Source organism: Hamadaea flava (genome assembly GCF_024172085.1).
Taxonomy (GTDB): Bacteria; Actinomycetota; Actinomycetes; order Mycobacteriales; family Micromonosporaceae; genus Hamadaea; species Hamadaea flava.
The window spans coordinates 529673-546872 of record NZ_JAMZDZ010000001.1 but is presented as its reverse complement, the minus strand read 5'-3'; the positions used below and the strand labels follow the sequence as shown (position 1 = coordinate 546872).

Here is a 17200-nt window from a genome sequence, read left to right as displayed (position 1 = left end):
AACGCTGTGTACCTATCCGTTGGCGTGACAGGTACACAGCGTTCCGGTGATCGCCTTCCCCACCGGCGGCGGACCCCACGCGACGGCGGCCCCCGCGGGGTCGCAAGGCGGCGGGAGGCGCCCGGGCGACAGTGCCGCCGGGCGGTAGCGTGGCCAGGTGGACGAAGCACACGAGCTGGCCCGGCGCTCGGCCGACGCCATGTACGCCGATGATCTCGCGTCGCAGCGCGCCGGGGCGACCATCGAGGGGGTCGAGCCGGGCCGGGCCGTCGCGCGTATGTCGGTGACCCGCGACATGATCAACGGTCACGACATCTGCCACGGCGGGTACGTCTTCCTGTTGGCCGACACGGCGTTCGCCTTCGCCTGCAACACGTATGGCACGCCGACGGTGGCGGAGTCGTGCGACATCGTCTTCGTCCGCGCGGCGAGGCTGGGCGACGAGCTGACCGCGGTCGCGACCGAGCGCACCCGGTACGGGCGTAGCGGCATCTATGACGTGACCGTCACCTGCGGCGACGAGGTCATCGCGGAGTTCCGCGGCAAGTCCCGCGAGCTTCGGAAGTCTCCCGAGGGCTGATCGCCGTATTCGCCTGCATCAGAATGGAAATTTCGGGCCAACGACCGAAAGTTTCCGGAAGAGCCTTGACGTGAATGGCTGCGCGGAACGACGCTGGTACTGCCCGACCATTCGTGATCATCTATCGGGGAGGCTCAGTGATCCACATCCCGGGCCGTTCCAGCGTGCGGCCGACCGTCCTCACCCCCGCCGTCCTCACCGCCGTCGTCGCCTCCGCCGTCCTCACCGCCGCCGGCCGGGGTCTGCGCTGCGGCGTACAAGACGGTCAATTCCTGGCCGGGCGGCTTCCAGGGTGAGGTGACGGTCACCGCCGGAGCCTCGGCGATCAACGGCTGGACCGCCGGCTGGACGCCGGCCTCCGGCCAGACGATCACTCAATTGTGGAGCGGCACCCTGACGGTCAGCGGTTCGGCCGTGACCGTGAAGAACGTGTCCTACAACGGGTCGCTCGCGGCCGGGACCTCGACGACGTTCGGGTTCCTCGCCAACGGCAGCCCGTCCGCGCCTACGCTCACCTGCAGCAGTCCTTAGTTCCGGCCGGACCGGAGGCGGGCGGCGAAGTCGCGTACGCGTCGCCCGCCCTCGGTCCGGGGCACCATGACCCGCACGTTCACCCCGATCCGCTGCTTCTTCGCGACCAGTCCCCGAAGCGCCGCGTGATACCGGGCGAAGGCGATCCGGTGGTCGCCCTCGGCCGCGGCCAGCTCCTCGGCCAGCCGGTACGCCCCGACCAGGGCCAGTTCGGCGCCGGCGCCCGACGCGGGGGAGGCGCACCAGGCGGCGTCCCCGGTCAGCGCCACGCGACCGGTGGACCACGTCGGCATCCTCACCTGGCTGAGCGCGTCGAAGTAGAACTCGGGATCGGCGAACGCGGCGTCGAGCAGCTCCGGAATCCGCCACGATCGATCGCCGCCGAACGCGTCGCGGACCAGGCGCTTGTGCTCGCCGACGTCGCGGTAGTCGAACGTGATCGGCTTCGACCGGACGATGAAGTACGCCTTGGCCTGCGCGTGGTTGCCGGACCGGTAGAGCCCGGCCATCTTGCCCGGCGTGTTGAACATGGTGACCCAGCGGTCCTCGCCGAGCGAGGAGTCGGCGTCGGCGAAGGCGAAGTAGTGGTCCTTGAAGGTGAGGTAGTCAGCCTCCGGGCCGAACGCCAGCCGCCGGGTCGCCGAGTGGAGCCCGTCGGCCCCGACGAGCAGGTCGAACCGGCGTGTGCCGCCGCTCGCGAGGTCGACGGTCACGCCGTCGTCGTCCTGGCGAATCGCGGTGATCCAGTCGCCGAACAGGTATTCGACGTCGGTCACGCCGTGCAGCAACGCCACCAGGTCGCCCCGCATGATCTCCAGGCTGGCCGGGTCGCGGATGTCGATCCGGGCCACCGCCCGATCGGCGGCGTCGACGAACTTCATGCCGTGTACGTCGGTGGCGGCCGCCCGGATCTGCGATAGCAGGCCCATCTCGGCGACGACGTCGGTGGCCTGGTCGCGTACGTCGACGCCGTTGCCGCCCGCGCGCAGCCGCTCGGCCCGTTCGACCACCGTGACCTGGAAGCCGTGCCTGGTCAGCCAGTACGCCAGGGTCAGCCCGGCGATGCTCGCGCCGGAGACCAGGATGCGCTTGTTCATGGCGACTCCTCGAGTACGATAACTGAAATGCTCATTCCAATTATGTGGAAGGGACGTTCCAGATGTCAACTCCGAGCCGGGCCGACGCCGTACGCAATCGGCAGCTGGCCCTCGACGCGGCCACGGCGCTGCTCGCTGAGCCGGACGCCACGCTCACCGTCGAGGTCATCGCGAAGCGGGCCGGGTTGGGCTCGGGCACGATCGTGCGCGCGTTCGGCGGCAAGGACGCGCTGCTGGACGCGGCCGTCGCGGGACTGCTGCGCCCCGTGGTCGCCCGCGCGCACGAGTTGTCCGGCTCGGATCGCCCGGAGCAGGCGCTGCGTACCTTCCTCGCGGAGTTGATGGCGTTCCAAGGGGCGCACCACGCGGCGGGCGACAACCTGCGTGGCCTGTCCGCGCCGGAGACCACGGCACTTCGCGGCGAACTGGTGACCGCGGTCGAGAAGATGCTCACCGCCGCGCAACGCCACGGCCGCGTACGCGACGACGTCCCGCTCGGCGTCCTCACGGCGGTCATCGGCGAGTCCGCGTACGCCGTCGCCCGGTCGGGCTCGCCCGAACACATCGACGCATTTCTCACTGTGCTGCTGGACGGGCTGCGACCGTCTACATGAGAATGGCGGGATGATCACTCCCACTCCGCTGATGCGGCTCGTGACCGGCTTCTGGAGCTTCAAGACTCTGGCGGTCGCCGTCGAGCTGGACCTGTTCACCCGGATCGCGGGCGGCCGGGTCGTCACCGTCGCCGACCTCCGCGACGAACTCGGGCTGGCCGACCGGCCGGCCGACATGCTGCTGGCCGCGTGCGCCTCGCTCGGTCTGCTGGAGCGCGACGGCGAGGGCTACCGCAACTCGCCGCTGGCCGAGGAGTTCCTCGTCGCCGGCCGCCCCTACTATTTCGGCGGCCAGGTCCGGTACTGCGACGTGAAGACCTACCTGCCCTGGCACCGCATCGGCGAAGCGCTGCGTACCGACCGTCCGTTGACCTGGGATCCCGACACCGATCGGTCGGCCTTCGAGACCGGCGACCCGGCGATGCTCGCCGAGTTCTGGGAGGCGATGTTCTCCACCTCCATCTTCACCGCACGCACGCTCGCCTCGGCGTACGACTTCGGGCAGCATGCGCGCCTGCTCGACGTCGGTGGCGGCGGTGGCGCGTACCCGATCGAACTGTGCCGGAACTTCAGCCACCTCAAAGCCGCGGTCTACGACCTGCCGCACGTGTGCGAGATCGCGGACCGGAAGATCGCGGCGGCCGGGCTGGCCGACCGGATCGAGACCGTGCCGGGCGACTTCCGCGCGGAGCCGGTGCTGCCGGACGGCTACGACGTGATCCTGCTGAGCATGATCCTGCACGACTGGGACGAGGCCACGAACCGCGAACTCCTGGCCAAGTGCTACGCCGCGCTGCCGCCCGACGGCGTCCTGATCGTCTCGGAGTGGCTGCTCAACGGCGATCGGACCGGTCCGGCCGAGGCGGCGCTGATGGGGATGAACATGATCGTCGAGACCGAAGGCGGCCGGAACTACTCCGATGTGGAGTACGCCGCCTGGTTGTCCGACACAGGTTTCAGCGACGTCCGGGTCGTCCCACTGGACGCGCCTGGAGCGAACGGCGTGGTCGTCGGCCGCAAACGCTGACGGGTCGGCCTGTGTGATGATCATGGCATGCGAAAGGTGTTGTTGGTCATCGCGTTCGTGTTCGGTGCGTAGTTCATCGTCCGGGGGATCGCGGAGCTGTTCGTCATCGACTGGTCCGATTCGGCCAGCTACGCCAAGGATTGGGGCGGCCCGAGCCTGGCCGGCGTACTGCTGGTGCACTGCGGGCCCGCGATCGTCTCGGCCGCGCTGATGGTGTGGTGGTTCCGCCGCCGCTCCCGCGCGCGGGGTTAGGCACTCTCCTGGTCATGTGCCCGTGGTCTGCGGCGAACGCAGGCCACGGGCACATGGTCTGCGGCGAACGCAGGCCACGGGCACATGGTCTTTCCGGCGCGGTGAACGAGTGGGGCGCGTCACCAATCTTGTCGTTGACAAGTTCTCGCCGGGAGAGCAATCTTGGCAACGACAAGATTGGAGACGGGAAGATGGCTCCCCTCATCGCTCTCATCGGCGGATTCGCCGTCCTGCGCCTGCTCGGGCTCGTCGGCGTGGACGCCCTCGACACCTGGCAGCCCGCCCTGCGCGGCGGGCTCGCGCTCATGTTCGTCACCACCGGCGTCGTGCACTTCCTGCCCAGTTGGCGGCGCGACATGATCGCCATGATCCCGCCGCGGCTGCCCCGGCCGGACCTGCTCGTCACGCTGACCGGCGTCCTCGAACTCGCCGGCGCGGTGGGACTGCTGATCAAGCCGCTCGCCCCGATCGCCGCGATCTGCCTCGCGTTGCTGATGCTCGCGATGTTCCCCGCGAACGTCCTGGCCGCGCGGCGAGGATTGACCCTCGGCGGCAAGCCCGCCACCCCGCTGCCGCTGCGTACCGCGCTTCAGGTCGTCTTCGTGGGCGCCGCGATCGCCGCCGCGCTCGGTTAGTCCGTTACGTCCAGGTCCGCTCCGCGTTTGCCCCAACAGATGTGGTACGCGGAAAGGTGCGCCATGGAACTGCCGGTGGAGTCGCCGACCGACACGATCGCGACGGAGAAGGTGGACGACCCGACACTGGCGTACGCCTGGATCGGGGCGCTCGCCGCGATCATGTCGCTCGGCGGCGCCTGGGCGACCGGGGTGGGCCTGCGCGCCTGGATTCCCGACTACCACCTGCCGCCGCATCCCTGGCGGGACCTACTCGTCCGGTTCGCCTTGGTCGGCATGGCGATGGCGCCCAGCGTCGTCGCGATCGTCTGCGGCTGGCACGCCCGCCGCCGGGGCCTCGTCCGGGCGCTCACCCCGGCCGCGATCGGCCTCCTGATCGGACTCTTCTGGCTCACCACGTACGCCGTAGCAGCTGCCTCCGAAGTGCTCGCCCGCTGAGCACGACGGCGTACCGCCGCTTGTCAGGGGGTGCGGAACAGCGCGAGCAGATCGTCGAGACGGGTGACGAGCAGGCCCACGACGACGCCAGTGGCGGCGGCGACGACCGCTGGAGCGATGTCGATCGGACCGCCGCGGAGCGCCGCGGTCAAGCCCACCGCGGCCAGCACCATCAGGCCCGAGTTGCGCCCGACGTGACTCCAGCCCAGCGGGGTGACCGAGGCGCCGAAGCATCGGCAGGGCGCGTTCTTGCCACGGCGGATCGCGCTCGCGATGGCGGCGGTGAACGAGCCGAGCAGTCCGATCGCGATCACGAAGCCGGCGACCGCGAAGAGGCGGCCGGGCACGACCAGGAGCAGGGAGATCGCGATCTCGGCGGCCAGTGACGCCCACGCGGCTGGGTGGAGCAGACGAACCGGGACGGCGTCCATGCGGTCCAGCGAGTCGACGAATGCGGTCCAGGCCGCGCGGCTGGAGATCTTCCCCGCCACCGCGGTGGCGAACACGGTCACCAGCACCAGGCGGCAGGCCAGCTCAAGGTAGGGCACGAGCGGACGGTATCCATCGTGGCCACCGGGATGCAAGAGGTCCGGGCCCCAGTAGTCGGCGGTTAGCCGGATCGTAGCGACGCGTGACAGCGTGCTGCCGAACCCACGAGAAAGGAGATTCCCATGGGTAAGTTGGCCGATCGCCTGCTGGGGCTCGTCGTCCCCAAGGCCCGCGTCGCCGCCGGATGCTCGGTGACGTCGTGGTGCCAGGACTGTCCGGCGCCGCGTAGCTACCTGGGCCAGAAGGTGACCCGGGTGTGCTGCCTCAACGAAGGCTGCTCCACCAGCTACGCCAGCTGCGGTGGCTGCTGACGCAGCCCCGTTCGGCGGGGTCCGGCACCGGGCCCCGCCGTCTTCCTCTCAACGGCATGGAGGCCGGAAATGGCGACTCTCACCGCGGCGGTCATCATCCTCGCCGTGCTCACCCTGCTCAACTTGTTCCTGCTGTTCGGCGTACTGCGGCGGCTCCGCGAGCAGACCGCCCAGCAGAGCCAGGACAACGCCTTCACGCTGCCCGAGAATCCGGTGCTCCAGCCGGGCAGCCGGGTCGGAGCCTTCACCACGACCACACTGGACGGTGACATCGTCGATTCGGCCGAACTGACCGGGGACGCGCTCGTCGGCTTCTTCAGCCCCACCTGCAAGCCCTGCCGCGCCGCCGTCCCGCGCTTCGCCGACTACGCGGCGCGCTTCCCGCGCGAGAAGGTCCTGGCCGTCGTGGTCACCGACGCGCAGGATTTCAGCGAGTACGCCGATCAGCTGGCAGGCACCGCCCGCGTCGTCGTCGAGCCCCACTCCGGTCCGTTGTCCGAGGCGTTCGCCGTCGCCGGGTTCCCCGGTCTGTGCGTACTGTCCGACGGCGTCGTGACCGCCAACGGCATGCGCGTGGAGGAACTGCCGGACCGCGTACCCGCCCATGCGTGATCAGCCCCGGTCCGGCGCGGTACGCCAATTCGCCGGACTGGTCGGCGCGGCCGCCCCGGGTGTGGCGGCCGCGTACGTCGCCGTGACGGTGGCCGAGGCGGTCGTCCCGGTGCTGCTCGCCTGGCTGACCAAGCTGCTGCTGGATCGGCTGGCCGGGACGGGACCGATCACGGCCTACGTCGTCGGGCTCGCCGCGCTCGGCGTGATCGCCGCGTCGTTGCCCCGGATCAGCCTGTTCCTGAGCAACGAGGCGAGCCGCCGGCTGAGCGCCGTAGCGACCGAACGCCTCTTCGCCGCGACCGGCCGTCTCGTCGGGCTGCGCCGGTTCGAGGATCCGGCGTACCTCGACCGGTTGCGGGTCGCCCGACGCGGTTGCGACAACGCCGGTCAGCTGCTCGACGGCGTCCTCGGGCTCGGCCGGGGTGTGCTGCTCCTGGCGGGCTTCATCGGCTCGCTGCTCGTTCTCAGCCCGGCGATGACGGTGGTGCTGGTGTGCGCCGCCGTGCCGATGCTGGTCGCCGAGCTGTACCTCGCCCGACGCCGGGCCGCCGCGCAGATCGGCGTCGAGCCCAACCATCGCCGGGAGTACTTCTACAGCCAGCTCCTCACCGGTACGCAGGCCGCCAAGGAGATCCGCCTGTTCGGCACCGGCGGGTTCCTGCGTACGCTGATGATGCGCGAACGGTCCACAGCGGACACCGCGATCCGCCGGATGGAACGGCGGGAGGTCGGCGGGCACACCGGACTGGCCGCGCTCACCGCCGTCGTGGCCGGAGCCGGGCTGATCTGGGCCGCCCTGGCCGCCCGGCGCGGCGAACTGTCCCTCGGCGACGTGTCGATCTTCCTCGCCGCCATCGCCAGTACGCAGTCCGGCCTGGCCATGGTGGTCGCCACGACGGCCAACCTCCACGCGCAGGGCATGTTCTTCGCGGCGTACGCCGAGATTCTGCGTACGCCGCCGGATCTGCCCGTGCCGCCCGTCCCCGTGCCGGTGCCGTCGCTGCGGCAGGGGATACGCCTGCGCGACGTGTGGTTCCGGTACGACGAGAGCCATCCGTGGGTGCTGCGCGGGGTCGACCTGCTGCTGCCGGCCGGCTCGACGGTGGCGCTGGTCGGCCTGAACGGCTCGGGCAAGAGCACACTGGTCAAGCTGCTGTGCCGGCTCTACGACCCGAGCCAGGGCACGATCGGCTGGGACGGCGTGGATCTGCGCGACGCGGACCCGGCCCAGCTGCGTACGCGGATCGGGGCGGTGTTCCAGGATTTCATGACCTACGACGTGAGCGCCGCCGACAACATCGCGCTCGGCGATCTGACCGCCCGAGACGATCCGGGCCGGGTCGAGGCCGCCGCCGCCGGCGCCGGAGTCCACTCCGTCCTGCGTGAGCTGCCGCGCGGCTATCAGACCATGCTGACCCGGGCGTTCTTCGACGGCGACGATGAAGCGGGGACGGTGCTGTCGGGCGGCCAGTGGCAGCGCGTCGCCGTCGCCCGGGGGCTGCTGCGGGAAGGCTGCGACCTGATGATCCTCGACGAGCCCAGCTCGGGCCTCGACCCGCAGGCTGAACACGAGCTGCACCGGTCGTTGCGGACCGCCCGGCTCGGCCGGACGAATCTGCTGATCTCGCACCGCCTGTCGGCCGTCCGCGACGCCGACCTCATCTACGTCCTGCGGGACGGCCGCGTCGCCGAGACCGGCGACCACTCGTCGCTCCTGGCCCTGGACGGCGAGTACGCGCGGCTGTTCCGGCTGCAGGCGGCCGGATATGCGCAGGAGGTCGGATCGTGATCTGGGATCTGCTGCGACGCCGGTTGCTGATCGTCACCGTGGACGGCCACAGCATGCTGCCCGCGTACGCGCCGGGGGACCGCCTGCTGGTCCGGCGTACGCCCGCCGACCGGGTGCGGCCGGGGATGCCGGTGGTGTTCCGCAGTCCGGCCGGCACCCCGGAGCTGTCCGCGATCGCCGATGTCACCGATTCGTCGCGCGTACGCCGGATGCTGCCGGACGACCGGCTGCTCGTGAAACGGGTCGTGGCGGTCGCCGGTGATCCCGTCCCCGCGCGACTGTCCATCGGGGACGAACACGGGCGCGTTCCGCCCGGCCGGCTCGTCGTGCTCGGCGACAATCCGGCCGTGAGCTACGACTCGCGGGAGTTCGGCTTCCTCGACGCCGCCCTGGTCGTAGGGGTGGCGGTCCGGCGGCTGGCACGCGCTCCATTATCGACAGATCAAGATGCGCCCATGATCGGTTAGGCTGCCAATCGGTGCGCCCACCACCCCCGGGCGCGCGCGACTGGAGGGCGACGATGCCGACGTTCGGGCTCTTGGGACCTCTGGAAGTCAGCCTCTCCGGCGGGGCGGCCGCCGCCGTCCGGCCCCAGCATCGAGGCGTGCTGGCGTACCTGCTGCTCCATGCCAACCGGGTCGTCACGTTCGACCGGCTGATCCCCGCGATCTGGGGCGAGGCGGCGCCCGCGTCGGCGCGTACGCAGGTCCACGGGGCGGTGTCGGCGCTGCGGCGCACCGTGGCCGCCGGGGCACGGGCGGCGGTGATCCGATCCCTGGACGGCGGCTATCTGCTGGAGGCAGGAGACGAGGACATCGACCTGACAACCTTCCGGGCGACCGTGCACCGCGCCGCGGCGGTGGCCGCCACCGACCCGGCGAACGCCGCCGGCCTGCTCCATCAGGCGCTGCACCTGTGGCGGGGCGAGGCGCTGGCCGACGTGACCTCCGAGTACGCCGGAATCGAGCGCCAGCGGCTGGCGGAGGAACGGCGGCGCGCGTACGAGCAGCTCGCCGAGGCGGAGCTGGCCCTGGGCCGCTACGACACGCTCATCCCGCGCCTGGAGCGCATGATCGACGAGGATCCGCTGCGCGAGCCGCTGACCCGGACGCTCATGCTCGCCCTGTACCGCAGCGGCCGGCAGGCCGAGGCGCTGGAGGCGTACGAGCACCTGCGGGTCAGTCTCACCGAGCAGCTCGGCATCCAGCCCGGTCCCGGCGTACGCGACCTGCACCTGGCGATCCTGCGGCAGGACGCCCAGCTGGCCGCCCCGCCCGCGCCGGGCGCCATCGAACTGGTCCCCGCCGCGCTGCCACAGCCGTGCGCGGGCTTCGTCGGCCGGGCCGCCGAGCTGGCCTCGCTCGACGCCGTCCCGGGCCGGCACAGCATCGCCGTGGTCTGGGGGACCGCCGGGGTCGGCAAGACCTCGCTCGCCCTGACCTGGGCACATGCGGCCGCCGACCGGTTCCCCGACGGTCAGCTGTACGCCGACCTGCGGGGATTCGCGCCGGACACGACGCCCGCCGACGCCGCGGGTGTGCTGCGCGGGTTCCTCGACACGCTCGGAGTGCCCGCCCACCGCGTACCGTCCGGAGTGGACGCTCAGGCGACGCTGTTCCGGAGTCTGCTACACGGCCGGCGGATGCTGGTCGTCCTCGACGACGCCCGCCACCCCGATCAGGTACGCCCGCTGCTGCCGGCCGCGCCCGGCTGCTTCACCCTGATCACCAGCCGCAAGCAGCTGACCGGGCTGGTCGTCTCGCACGGCGCGCAGCCGGTGCCGTTGGAGCCGCTGGCTGATGGGGAAGCACGCGACCTGCTGCGTACGCGGATAGGCGCGGACCGCATGCGCGGCGAACCCGCCGCCGCCGACGAGATCCTGCGCCGCTGCGGCGGTCTGCCGCTCGCGCTCGCCGTCGTCGGCGCGCACGTCGCGTTGCGGCCGCACGCGTCGCTGGCCGAGCTGAGCCGCCGGTTCGAGCAGAGCAGCGGCCTGGGCGCGGTCGTCGACGACGACCTCATGAGCGACCTGCGCACCGCGTTCGAGCAGTCCTACCAGGACTTGAGTCCAGCTGCGGCCAGACTGTTCCGGCTGCTCAGCCTGCATCCGGGTGGGACGGTCACCGTCGCCGCCGCGGCCAGTCTCGCCGGCGTGCCCGCCGCCGACGCCGGGCGGGCGCTCACCGAGCTGATGCGGGCCAACCTGCTGGCCGAACGCCGCCACCTGCGTTACGAACTGCACGACCTGCTCCGCCAGTACGCCGACGACATCGCGGCGGCCGACGCCGACCCGGAGGCCGAACTGCGGCTCACCGAGCACTACCTGCACACGGCGTACCGGGCGAACGCGGAGTTCAGCCCGCATCGGGTGCGGCCTGCCCCGGCCGGTCCCCAGCCCGGCGTCACGATCACGGAGATCTCCGGGCGGGCCGAGGCGGTCGCCTGGTTCGCCGCCGAGGAGCATCCGCTGACCGTCGTCGTGGACCGCTGCGTGGCTGCCGGGCGCTGGGCCTACGCCTGCGAGATCGCCTGGGCCGTCGCCGGCTACCAGCAGCAGTACGCCCACTGGCCGGCGCTGCTGCGCTGCCAGACGACGGCGCTGAACGCCGCCCAAGCGGCGGGGGACATTCTCGACCAGGCCCGGTCGCACCTCGTCCTGGCCCGCGTGCACGCCTTCACCGAGGGAGCCGACCAGGCCGTGCGGCACCTGACCGCCGCCCTGGAGCTGTTCGCCTCGGCCGGCAACCTGGCCGGTCAGGGCCACGCCCGGCTCGGGCTGAGCTGGCTGAACACCGACTATCTCGGCCGGCCCGGCGACGCGGTGACACACGCCGAGGCGGCACGGGACGTGTTCCGCGTCCTCGGCGACCCCATCGGCGAAGGCCGCGCGCTCAACTGCCTCGGCTGGGCGGCGGCCCACCTCGGCGCGTACGAGCAGGGGCTCGCCGACTGCGGTGCGGCCCAGGCGTTGCTCGCTCAGCACGACTGCCCCGGTGGCGAGGCGCTCGCCTGGGACAGCATGGGTTTCGCGTACGCCGGGCTCGGCCGGCTCGACGACGCGATCGCCTGCTACCACCGGGCGCTGCCGTTGCTGCGCGACGCGGAGCAGCCGATCGACGAGGCCGCCACCCTCGACCGCCTCGGCGACGCGTACGCGGCGACCGGCCGGACCGGCGACGCCCGGGAGGCCTGGCGGCAGGCACTGTCCGTTCTCGACGGTCTCGACGACGCCCAGGCCGCCCGCGTACGCGCCAAAGCCGGCCTCAGGTAGGCAGGCGGTCGCCATGGCGGCGGGAATAGGCGGCGGCGAGCCGGACTTGATCAAGGCATGACTGACACCCTCACGGTGTACGGCGCGACCTGGTGCGGCGACTGCGTACGCACCAAGCGGTTCCTCGACCGCAACGGCGTCGAGTACGCCTGGATCGACACCGACGCCGACGACGCCGCGCGCGACTACGTCCAACAGGTGCAGGACGGGCGCATGTCGATCCCGGTCGTCGCCCTCCCGGACGGCCGCCACCTGGTCGAGCCGGCCGACAAGGAACTTGCCGAGGTGCTCGGCCTCACCTGGCCGTGACGCTGGCGATCTCCGGACGGTGGCGCACGTGATCGCGCCAAGATCAGGTGCGCCACGCTCCGGAGATCATGAACCGGGCCGCTCGGGGCGCCGGGCCATGGGGGTGCCGCGTCGCGCCGGGGAACCGCGTCAGCGGGCCGGGTCGCGTCAGCGGCGGCGCGCGTACACGTCGCCCGATCGGCCGAGCGGGCGGAACCGGTCCAGCAACGTGGTGAGCCCGGCCGCGTCGAGCCAGTCCGCCGAGGCCAGGCGCATGGTCTCGACCGGCGAGTAGTTGTATTCGTAGCCGCCCAGCTTCTCGACCAGGTCCAGGCACGCGAGCGCGGCCTCGTGCGCGGGCGGCAGGTATTCGAACGACAGCGCGCGTACCGGGTGGGACAGACCGCGGAGCGCCTCCAGTTCGAAGCCCTCCACGTCGATCTTCACGAACGCTGGTACGCCGTAGGCCGCGACGAGTTGGTCCAGGGTGATCACGTCGACTGAGACGGTGCGATCCCAGTGGATGCTGGAGAATCGGTCGTCCCGGGTGACCGAGGTGATCCACTCCGGCGACATCGAGGAGACCGTCGGGGTCGCCGACGACAACGCCATCGTGGTGCGGCCGGCGGTGGCGCCGACCGCCGATGGCACCAGGACGACGGCGCGCGACCGGCCGAACATGATCCGCAGGAGCCGGATGAAGTCGGGCTGCGGTTCGACCGCGATCACCCGGGCTCCCAGCGCCCGCCAGGCGCGTACGCGGTTGCCGACGTGCGCGCCGATGTCGAAGCCGACCTCGCCGGGGCCGAGGAACTGGCCGTAGAACCGGCGCATCCGCCGCTGCCGGCCGGGGATCCCGTGGTACATCGCCATCGACCGGGTGATGCCCCACGCGCGGGCGAACACGTCCATCTGCTCAGCCTAGAAGGACTTCGCCCATCAGCTTGCCGAGACCGAGCGGCACGAACGTCTCGTAGGGCTCACGGGCGAGCACCTGGGCATGGGTGAACCACTCGTAGCCGAGGGTCGTGGAGGCCTCCAGCGGCTCGTGCCCGTCGAAGCTCACCGGTACGCCCGACGGCACCCGGCCGACGAAGACCTGCTGCTTGACGTGCTGCAGTTCGCCGTACGGGTTCTCGACGACCTTCTCCTGCCGCAGGATGCACGGGCCGAGGACGAGGTCGGTGATGCCGGTCTCCTCGAATACCTCCCGCCGAGCGGCTTGCTCGTAGCTCTCCTCCGGGTTCAGCCCGCCGCCGACGAGGAGCCAGAAATCCATGCTCGGCAGCGGACCCGGGCCGCGTACTGCGGACGGGTCATGGATCTTCAACATGAGCACTCGGTCGTCGGCGTCCAGCAGCAGCACTCGCGCGGCGCGCCGGATCTTTATCTCCCCGTCGGTCACGCGGAGGAGCGTACAAGCGGACGGCCGTCCCAGGCGCGGGCATTTGCGGCCGTCGGGAAGACTAGCGGCCCCAGCCGCCGCAACGCGGGGAAGCGCTGCGCGGCCAGCCATACGACGTCGCGCCCGAACGATTCGAGCAGCAGCGCCAACGCCACCGCCAAGGTCGTGAGGACGAGCCAGTGCGGGAACAGTCCCGAGGCCGCGCAGACCAGGACGATGCCCTGGACGGCGGCGACGACCTTGCGCCAGTACCGGTAGGGCACCTGGCCGCGCAGCCAGGGGAGCAGCCAGCCGGCGAGGGCGTACAGGTAGCGCATGAACCCGATGAGCGCCACCCACAGCCCGGCCGACCGCCCGACGTAGATCGCCAGCACGAGCAGCAGGAACGCGTCGACCTCCATATCGAACCGGGCACCCAGCGGCGAGTCCGTCCCGGTACGCCGCGCGATCCAGCCGTCGATCGCGTCGAGGACCAGCGCCAGCGTCGACGTCCAGACGATCACCCACACCGGCCCCGGCACGCCGACGGTCATCGCCAAGATCCCGCCGACCAGCGTGGCGCGGGCGAGCGTGATCCCGTCGGCGGGCCCCAGACCTCGCCCAGCCGTCCACAACGCCCAGGTCAGCAGCCCGGCGACGGCCAGCCCGTAGGCCACGCCCAGGGTCCAGCCGAGCCCGGTCAGCCCCACCGAGACGGAAAGTCCGGCAAGGAGACCGACCTGCACGGCGAGCCCTGTCACCGGTCCGGTACGCATCATCGGCACAATCATCAATTATGGGGACTTCCACTGCCCGCGCCTTCTGGGTGCGTACGCCCGGCGTCGGGGAGATCCGCGACGAGCCATTGCCGGAACGGGGCTCCGACGACGTCGAAGTCCGTACGCTCTACTCCGGCGTCAGCCGGGGCACGGAGACCCTCGTCTTCCGGGGCGAGGTGCCCCCCGGCCAGTACGCCCGGATGCGCGCCCCGTTCCAGGCGGGCGAGTTCCCGGCACCGGTCAAGTACGGCTACCTCAGCGTCGGCGTGATCGAGGCCGGACCGGATGTGGGGACGACCGTGTTCGCCCTGCATCCGCATCAGACCCGGTACGTCGTGCCGAGAAGCGCCGTGGTGGAGGTTCCCCCGGGCGTGGATCCGAAACGTGCCGTGCTCGCGGGCACGGTGGAGACGGCGGTCAACGCGCTGTGGGACACGCCGCCGCTGGTCGGCGACCGGATCACGGTCATCGGCGCGGGCATGGTCGGCTGCGGGGTCGCCGCCGTACTTGCCAAGATCCCCGGCGCGGACGTCGAACTCGTCGACGTCGACGAGGCCAAGCGGGAGGTCGCCCGGAAACTCGACGTACGCTTCGCGACCCCGGCCGACGCCCGGACCGGCCGCGACCTGGTCTACCATGCCAGCGCGGCCGAGGCGGGCCTGCGTACGGCGCTCGACGTGGTGCGCGACGAGGGCACGATCACCGAACTGAGCTGGTACGGCGACCGGGAGGTCAGCCTCGGGCTCGGGGGCGTCTTCCACTCCGGACGGATCACCATCCGCAGCAGCCAGGTGGGCCGGGTCGCGCCGGCCCGCCGGGACAGCCGGACCTATGGCGACCGGCTGCGTACCGCACTTGACCTGCTCAAAGACCCCGTCTTCGACGCGCTGCTCGACGGGGAGTCGCCGTTCGGGGAGCTGCCGGCCGTCTTGCCCCGCATCGCGGCCGGCGACCTGCCGATGTGCCACGTCATCACCTACGCCGACCAGTAATCCGACCATGATTCCGAACAGAGCCGGGGAGAGTCCATTGTTCAGCGTCACCGTCCGGGACCACATGATGATCGCGCACAGCTTCCACGGCGAGACCTTCGGGCCCGCCCAGCGACTGCACGGCGCGACCTTCGTCGTCGACGCCACGTTCAAACGGTCCGATCTGGACGCCGACGGGGTCGTGGTCGACATCGCGCTCGCGGCGGACACGCTCAAGCAGATCGTCGGCGCGTACCACCTGCGCAATCTCGACGAGCTGCCCGAGTTCACCGGGCTCAACACCACCACCGAGGTGCTCGCGCGGGCGATCGCCGACCGGCTCGCCGACGGCGTCCACTCCGGGCAGCTCGGCGAGACCGCGCGGGGGCTCAGCGGCCTCGCCGTGACGCTCCACGAATCCCACATCGCCTGGGCCACCTACGAACGAGCCCTATGACATCGGCCGTTCAGACCGTCCACTTCGTCGTCCCGAGCGACATCGACGCCACCCCCAGCGGCGGCAACGTCTACGACCGTCACGTCATCGACCGGCTAGGCATCGTGGGCCGGGTTCCGGCCGAGCATCCGGTCGCGGGGGCCTGGCCCCATCCGTCGCCGGCCGACCTCGACCGGCTCGACCAGGCGCTCGCGGCACTGCCTGACCGGGCGACGGTGGTCGTCGACGGGCTCATCGGCTCCGCCGCGCCCGCGGTGCTCGCCCGGCATCAGCGGCTTCGACTGATCCTGCTGATGCACATGCCACTGTCCACACCAGAGGAAGCGGCGGCGCTGCGGTCGGTCAGCGCCGTCGTCACCACCAGCCAGTGGACCCGCCGGCTCGTCAGCAGCTGGTACGCGTACCGGGGCGACCGGGTGCACGTTGCCGAACCCGGGGTGGACGCGCGGCCGATCCACCCCGGTACGGCCGCCGGAACGCAGCTGATCTGCGTCGCGGCCGTCACCCCCGGCAAAGGCCAGGACATCCTCGTGGACGCGCTCGCCACCCTGACGGATCTGGAGTGGACGCTCGACTGCGCCGGCCCGCTCGACCGCGATCCGGCCTATGTGGACGCATTGCGGAAGCAGATCGATGCCGCCGGCCTGACCGACCGGATCGTGCTCGGCGGTGTGCGTACTCGTTGGAATGGCGATTTGCTGTGTCTCGCGAGCCGGGGGGAGACCTACGGCATGGTGATCGGGGAGGCGTTGGCCCAAGGCATGCCGGTGGTGGCGGCGGACGTCGGTGGCGTGCCGGAGGCGCTGGGCCGGGGCGGGCTGCTCGTGCCGCCCGACGACCCGGCGTCCTTCGCGCGGGCCGTGCGTTCGTGGCTCACCGACCCGCACGTACGCGCGGACCTGCGGACCGCCGCGCTGGCCCGCCGGTCGAGCCTGACCGGCTGGGACGAGACGGTCCGCCGGTTCGCGGCGGCCCTGTAGCCCTTACCGCGACGTAGTTCTCATAGTGACGCGAGCACGGCCGTCGCGCCGGGCCAGGTCGCGGTCAGGGTCGCGCCCGCGACGGGCGTGCCGACGACCCGGACCACGTGCAGCTGCGCGCCGTCCGTCACGACGACGGCCGGATCGCTGTCGACGACCTCGCGGACGACGCTGATCCGCGCCGCGACGGCCCCCGGTACGCCGCTGCCGCGCACCGTCATCGCGGGCTCGCGACGCTGCTGGCGGCCGTCCTCGTCCTCGATGTACTCCTCGGCCTCGCCGCCGCCGGAGACGATGGCGGCCGCCAGCACAGCGGCATAGACCGGATCGCCGACCGCGTCGTAGATCCACCGCGTCCCGAGTGTCGAATGCTCGGAGGTGCCCAGCAGGAAGGCCGCCGCCCCGGCCAGCGGCGCGCCCCGGTACGTCAGCGGAGTGTGGTAGATCGGCCCGTCTCCGGCGCGCACGAGCATCGTCTCGACGCCCACCTCACCGGCCGGGTCGTCGAATCGGCAGGCCGCCAGCCGGTCCACCGGTACGCCGACCGGCCCGGCGAACCACGGGCGACCGGGCAGCCAGGCGTTGATCAGATCGAGCTTCGACGGGTGCAGCTCGGCTTTGTACAGCACCGCCAT

The 17200-nt window shown here is 71.4% G+C and carries 22 protein-coding genes; 16 read left to right on the top strand and 6 right to left on the bottom strand.

Annotated elements, in window-relative coordinates; all coding sequences use genetic code 11:
• Positions 1-199: 199 nt before the first annotated feature.
• The 3 genes from paaI to HDA40_RS02795 all read left to right on the top strand — a co-directional run bounded on the left by paaI (position 200) and on the right by HDA40_RS02795 (position 1111).
• A complete protein-coding gene (gene paaI / locus HDA40_RS02800; RefSeq protein ID WP_253763543.1) occupies positions 200-580 on the top strand; it encodes a hydroxyphenylacetyl-CoA thioesterase PaaI in 381 nt (126 codons plus the stop codon).
• Positions 581-717: 137 nt separating this feature from the next.
• A complete protein-coding gene (locus HDA40_RS41960) occupies positions 718-876 on the top strand; it encodes a hypothetical protein (protein WP_308197663.1) in 159 nt (52 codons plus the stop codon).
• A gap of 1 nt (position 877) precedes the next feature.
• Positions 878-1111 (top strand): cellulose binding domain-containing protein, encoded by a 234-nt coding sequence (locus HDA40_RS02795; protein WP_308197662.1) that lies wholly within the window; start codon positions 878-880, stop codon positions 1109-1111.
• Here HDA40_RS02795 and HDA40_RS02790 read toward each other — a convergent pair.
• A complete protein-coding gene (locus HDA40_RS02790; RefSeq protein ID WP_253751167.1) occupies positions 1108-2208 on the bottom strand; it encodes an FAD-dependent monooxygenase in 1101 nt (366 codons plus the stop codon). The two genes, HDA40_RS02795 and HDA40_RS02790, sit on opposite strands and share 4 nt — an antisense overlap.
• A 62-nt stretch (positions 2209-2270) precedes the next feature.
• Between HDA40_RS02790 and HDA40_RS02785 the strand changes: the two genes are divergently transcribed.
• The 4 genes from HDA40_RS02785 (at position 2271) to HDA40_RS02770 (ending at position 5174) form a co-directional block, all read left to right on the top strand.
• A complete protein-coding gene (locus HDA40_RS02785) occupies positions 2271-2822 on the top strand; it encodes a TetR/AcrR family transcriptional regulator (protein WP_253751164.1) in 552 nt (183 codons plus the stop codon).
• 10 nt (positions 2823-2832) lie between these two features.
• Positions 2833-3849 (top strand): methyltransferase, encoded by a 1017-nt coding sequence (locus HDA40_RS02780; RefSeq protein WP_253751162.1) that lies wholly within the window; start codon positions 2833-2835, stop codon positions 3847-3849.
• 443 nt (positions 3850-4292) lie between these two features.
• Positions 4293-4736 carry a DoxX family protein gene (locus HDA40_RS02775; protein WP_253751160.1) on the top strand — a complete coding sequence of 148 codons (444 nt, stop codon included), beginning with the start codon at positions 4293-4295 and terminating at the stop codon, positions 4734-4736.
• A 63-nt stretch (positions 4737-4799) separates the two neighbouring features.
• Complete coding sequence (locus HDA40_RS02770) at positions 4800-5174, top strand: hypothetical protein (protein ID WP_253751159.1); 375 nt, start codon at positions 4800-4802, stop codon at positions 5172-5174.
• Positions 5175-5197: 23 nt separating this feature from the next.
• Here the strand turns inward: HDA40_RS02770 and HDA40_RS02765 are convergent, their stop codons facing one another.
• Positions 5198-5722 carry a MauE/DoxX family redox-associated membrane protein gene (locus HDA40_RS02765; RefSeq protein WP_253751157.1) on the bottom strand — a complete coding sequence of 175 codons (525 nt, stop codon included), beginning with the start codon at positions 5720-5722 and terminating at the stop codon, positions 5198-5200.
• 123 nt (positions 5723-5845) lie between these two features.
• Here HDA40_RS02765 and HDA40_RS02760 point away from each other — a divergent pair, with 123 nt between their 5' ends.
• From HDA40_RS02760 to HDA40_RS02735, 6 genes are all read left to right on the top strand, one after another.
• On the top strand, positions 5846-6034 hold the full coding sequence (locus HDA40_RS02760) for a hypothetical protein (protein ID WP_253751156.1): 189 nt from the start codon (positions 5846-5848) through the stop codon (positions 6032-6034).
• 69 nt (positions 6035-6103) lie between these two features.
• On the top strand, positions 6104-6646 hold the full coding sequence (locus HDA40_RS02755; RefSeq protein WP_253751154.1) for a TlpA family protein disulfide reductase: 543 nt from the start codon (positions 6104-6106) through the stop codon (positions 6644-6646).
• The gene (locus tag HDA40_RS02750; protein WP_253751152.1) at positions 6639-8435 is read left to right on the top strand and encodes an ABC transporter ATP-binding protein; all 1797 of its coding nucleotides are present in this window, start codon (positions 6639-6641) and stop codon (positions 8433-8435) included. The genes HDA40_RS02755 and HDA40_RS02750 overlap by 8 nt, the downstream gene beginning before the upstream one ends.
• Positions 8432-8902, top strand: a complete 471-nt coding sequence (locus HDA40_RS02745; RefSeq protein WP_253751150.1) for a S26 family signal peptidase — start codon at positions 8432-8434, stop codon at positions 8900-8902. The genes HDA40_RS02750 and HDA40_RS02745 overlap by 4 nt, the downstream gene beginning before the upstream one ends.
• Before the next feature lie 71 nt (positions 8903-8973).
• A complete protein-coding gene (locus tag HDA40_RS02740; RefSeq protein ID WP_253751148.1) occupies positions 8974-11706 on the top strand; it encodes an AfsR/SARP family transcriptional regulator in 2733 nt (910 codons plus the stop codon).
• A gap of 57 nt (positions 11707-11763) precedes the next feature.
• Entirely contained in the window at positions 11764-12015 is a 252-nt protein-coding gene (locus HDA40_RS02735) for a glutaredoxin domain-containing protein (protein WP_253751145.1), read from the top strand.
• A 147-nt stretch (positions 12016-12162) separates the two neighbouring features.
• Here HDA40_RS02735 and HDA40_RS02730 read toward each other — a convergent pair whose 3' ends face one another.
• From HDA40_RS02730 to HDA40_RS02720, 3 genes are read right to left on the bottom strand one after another with little or no spacing between them, the layout of a single operon-like run.
• The gene (locus HDA40_RS02730; RefSeq protein ID WP_253751142.1) at positions 12163-12906 is read right to left on the bottom strand and encodes an FkbM family methyltransferase; all 744 of its coding nucleotides are present in this window, start codon (positions 12904-12906) and stop codon (positions 12163-12165) included.
• Positions 12907-12910: 4 nt separating this feature from the next.
• Positions 12911-13399, bottom strand: a complete 489-nt coding sequence (locus tag HDA40_RS02725) for an NUDIX hydrolase (protein ID WP_253751139.1) — start codon at positions 13397-13399, stop codon at positions 12911-12913.
• Positions 13396-14157 carry a CDP-alcohol phosphatidyltransferase family protein gene (locus tag HDA40_RS02720; RefSeq protein ID WP_253751137.1) on the bottom strand — a complete coding sequence of 254 codons (762 nt, stop codon included), beginning with the start codon at positions 14155-14157 and terminating at the stop codon, positions 13396-13398. Before HDA40_RS02720 ends, HDA40_RS02725 begins: the two co-directional genes overlap by 4 nt.
• Positions 14158-14174: 17 nt before the next feature.
• Between HDA40_RS02720 and HDA40_RS02715 the strand changes: the two genes are divergently transcribed.
• From HDA40_RS02715 to HDA40_RS02705, 3 genes are read left to right on the top strand one after another with little or no spacing between them, the layout of a single operon-like run.
• Positions 14175-15149 carry a zinc-dependent alcohol dehydrogenase gene (locus tag HDA40_RS02715; RefSeq protein ID WP_253751134.1) on the top strand — a complete coding sequence of 325 codons (975 nt, stop codon included), beginning with the start codon at positions 14175-14177 and terminating at the stop codon, positions 15147-15149.
• A 37-nt stretch (positions 15150-15186) separates the two neighbouring features.
• The gene (locus HDA40_RS02710) at positions 15187-15585 is read left to right on the top strand and encodes a 6-pyruvoyl trahydropterin synthase family protein (RefSeq protein ID WP_253763542.1); all 399 of its coding nucleotides are present in this window, start codon (positions 15187-15189) and stop codon (positions 15583-15585) included.
• A complete protein-coding gene (locus tag HDA40_RS02705; RefSeq protein ID WP_253751130.1) occupies positions 15582-16565 on the top strand; it encodes a glycosyltransferase family 4 protein in 984 nt (327 codons plus the stop codon). Before HDA40_RS02710 ends, HDA40_RS02705 begins: the two co-directional genes overlap by 4 nt.
• A 20-nt stretch (positions 16566-16585) precedes the next feature.
• On the opposite strand, the gene HDA40_RS02700 is transcribed toward HDA40_RS02705, so the two are convergent.
• On the bottom strand, positions 16586-17200 hold the full coding sequence (locus HDA40_RS02700) for a CG0192-related protein (RefSeq protein ID WP_253751128.1): 615 nt from the start codon (positions 17198-17200) through the stop codon (positions 16586-16588).

What these genes read in the sequence shown, in the direction of transcription:
- paaI (WP_253763543.1), top strand. Translation starts at nt 200, where the DNA reads ATGTACGCCGATGATCTCGCGTCGCAGCGCGCCGGGGCGACCATCGAG.
- HDA40_RS02790 (WP_253751167.1), bottom strand. Translation starts at nt 2,208, where the DNA reads ATGAACAAGCGCATCCTGGTCTCCGGCGCGAGCATCGCCGGGCTGACC.
- HDA40_RS02785 (WP_253751164.1), top strand. Translation starts at nt 2,271, where the DNA reads ATGTCAACTCCGAGCCGGGCCGACGCCGTACGCAATCGGCAGCTGGCC.
- HDA40_RS02780 (WP_253751162.1), top strand. Translation starts at nt 2,833, where the DNA reads ATGATCACTCCCACTCCGCTGATGCGGCTCGTGACCGGCTTCTGGAGC.
- HDA40_RS02775 (WP_253751160.1), top strand. Translation starts at nt 4,293, where the DNA reads ATGGCTCCCCTCATCGCTCTCATCGGCGGATTCGCCGTCCTGCGCCTG.
- HDA40_RS02770 (WP_253751159.1), top strand. Translation starts at nt 4,800, where the DNA reads ATGGAACTGCCGGTGGAGTCGCCGACCGACACGATCGCGACGGAGAAG.
- HDA40_RS02760 (WP_253751156.1), top strand. Translation starts at nt 5,846, where the DNA reads ATGGGTAAGTTGGCCGATCGCCTGCTGGGGCTCGTCGTCCCCAAGGCC.
- HDA40_RS02755 (WP_253751154.1), top strand. Translation starts at nt 6,104, where the DNA reads ATGGCGACTCTCACCGCGGCGGTCATCATCCTCGCCGTGCTCACCCTG.
- HDA40_RS02750 (WP_253751152.1), top strand. Translation starts at nt 6,639, where the DNA reads ATGCGTGATCAGCCCCGGTCCGGCGCGGTACGCCAATTCGCCGGACTG.
- HDA40_RS02735 (WP_253751145.1), top strand. Translation starts at nt 11,764, where the DNA reads ATGACTGACACCCTCACGGTGTACGGCGCGACCTGGTGCGGCGACTGC.
- HDA40_RS02730 (WP_253751142.1), bottom strand. Translation starts at nt 12,906, where the DNA reads ATGGACGTGTTCGCCCGCGCGTGGGGCATCACCCGGTCGATGGCGATG.
- HDA40_RS02720 (WP_253751137.1), bottom strand. Translation starts at nt 14,157, where the DNA reads ATGATGCGTACCGGACCGGTGACAGGGCTCGCCGTGCAGGTCGGTCTC.
- HDA40_RS02715 (WP_253751134.1), top strand. Translation starts at nt 14,175, where the DNA reads ATGGGGACTTCCACTGCCCGCGCCTTCTGGGTGCGTACGCCCGGCGTC.
- HDA40_RS02705 (WP_253751130.1), top strand. Translation starts at nt 15,582, where the DNA reads ATGACATCGGCCGTTCAGACCGTCCACTTCGTCGTCCCGAGCGACATC.
- HDA40_RS02700 (WP_253751128.1), bottom strand. Translation starts at nt 17,200, where the DNA reads ATGGCGGTGCTGTACAAAGCCGAGCTGCACCCGTCGAAGCTCGATCTG.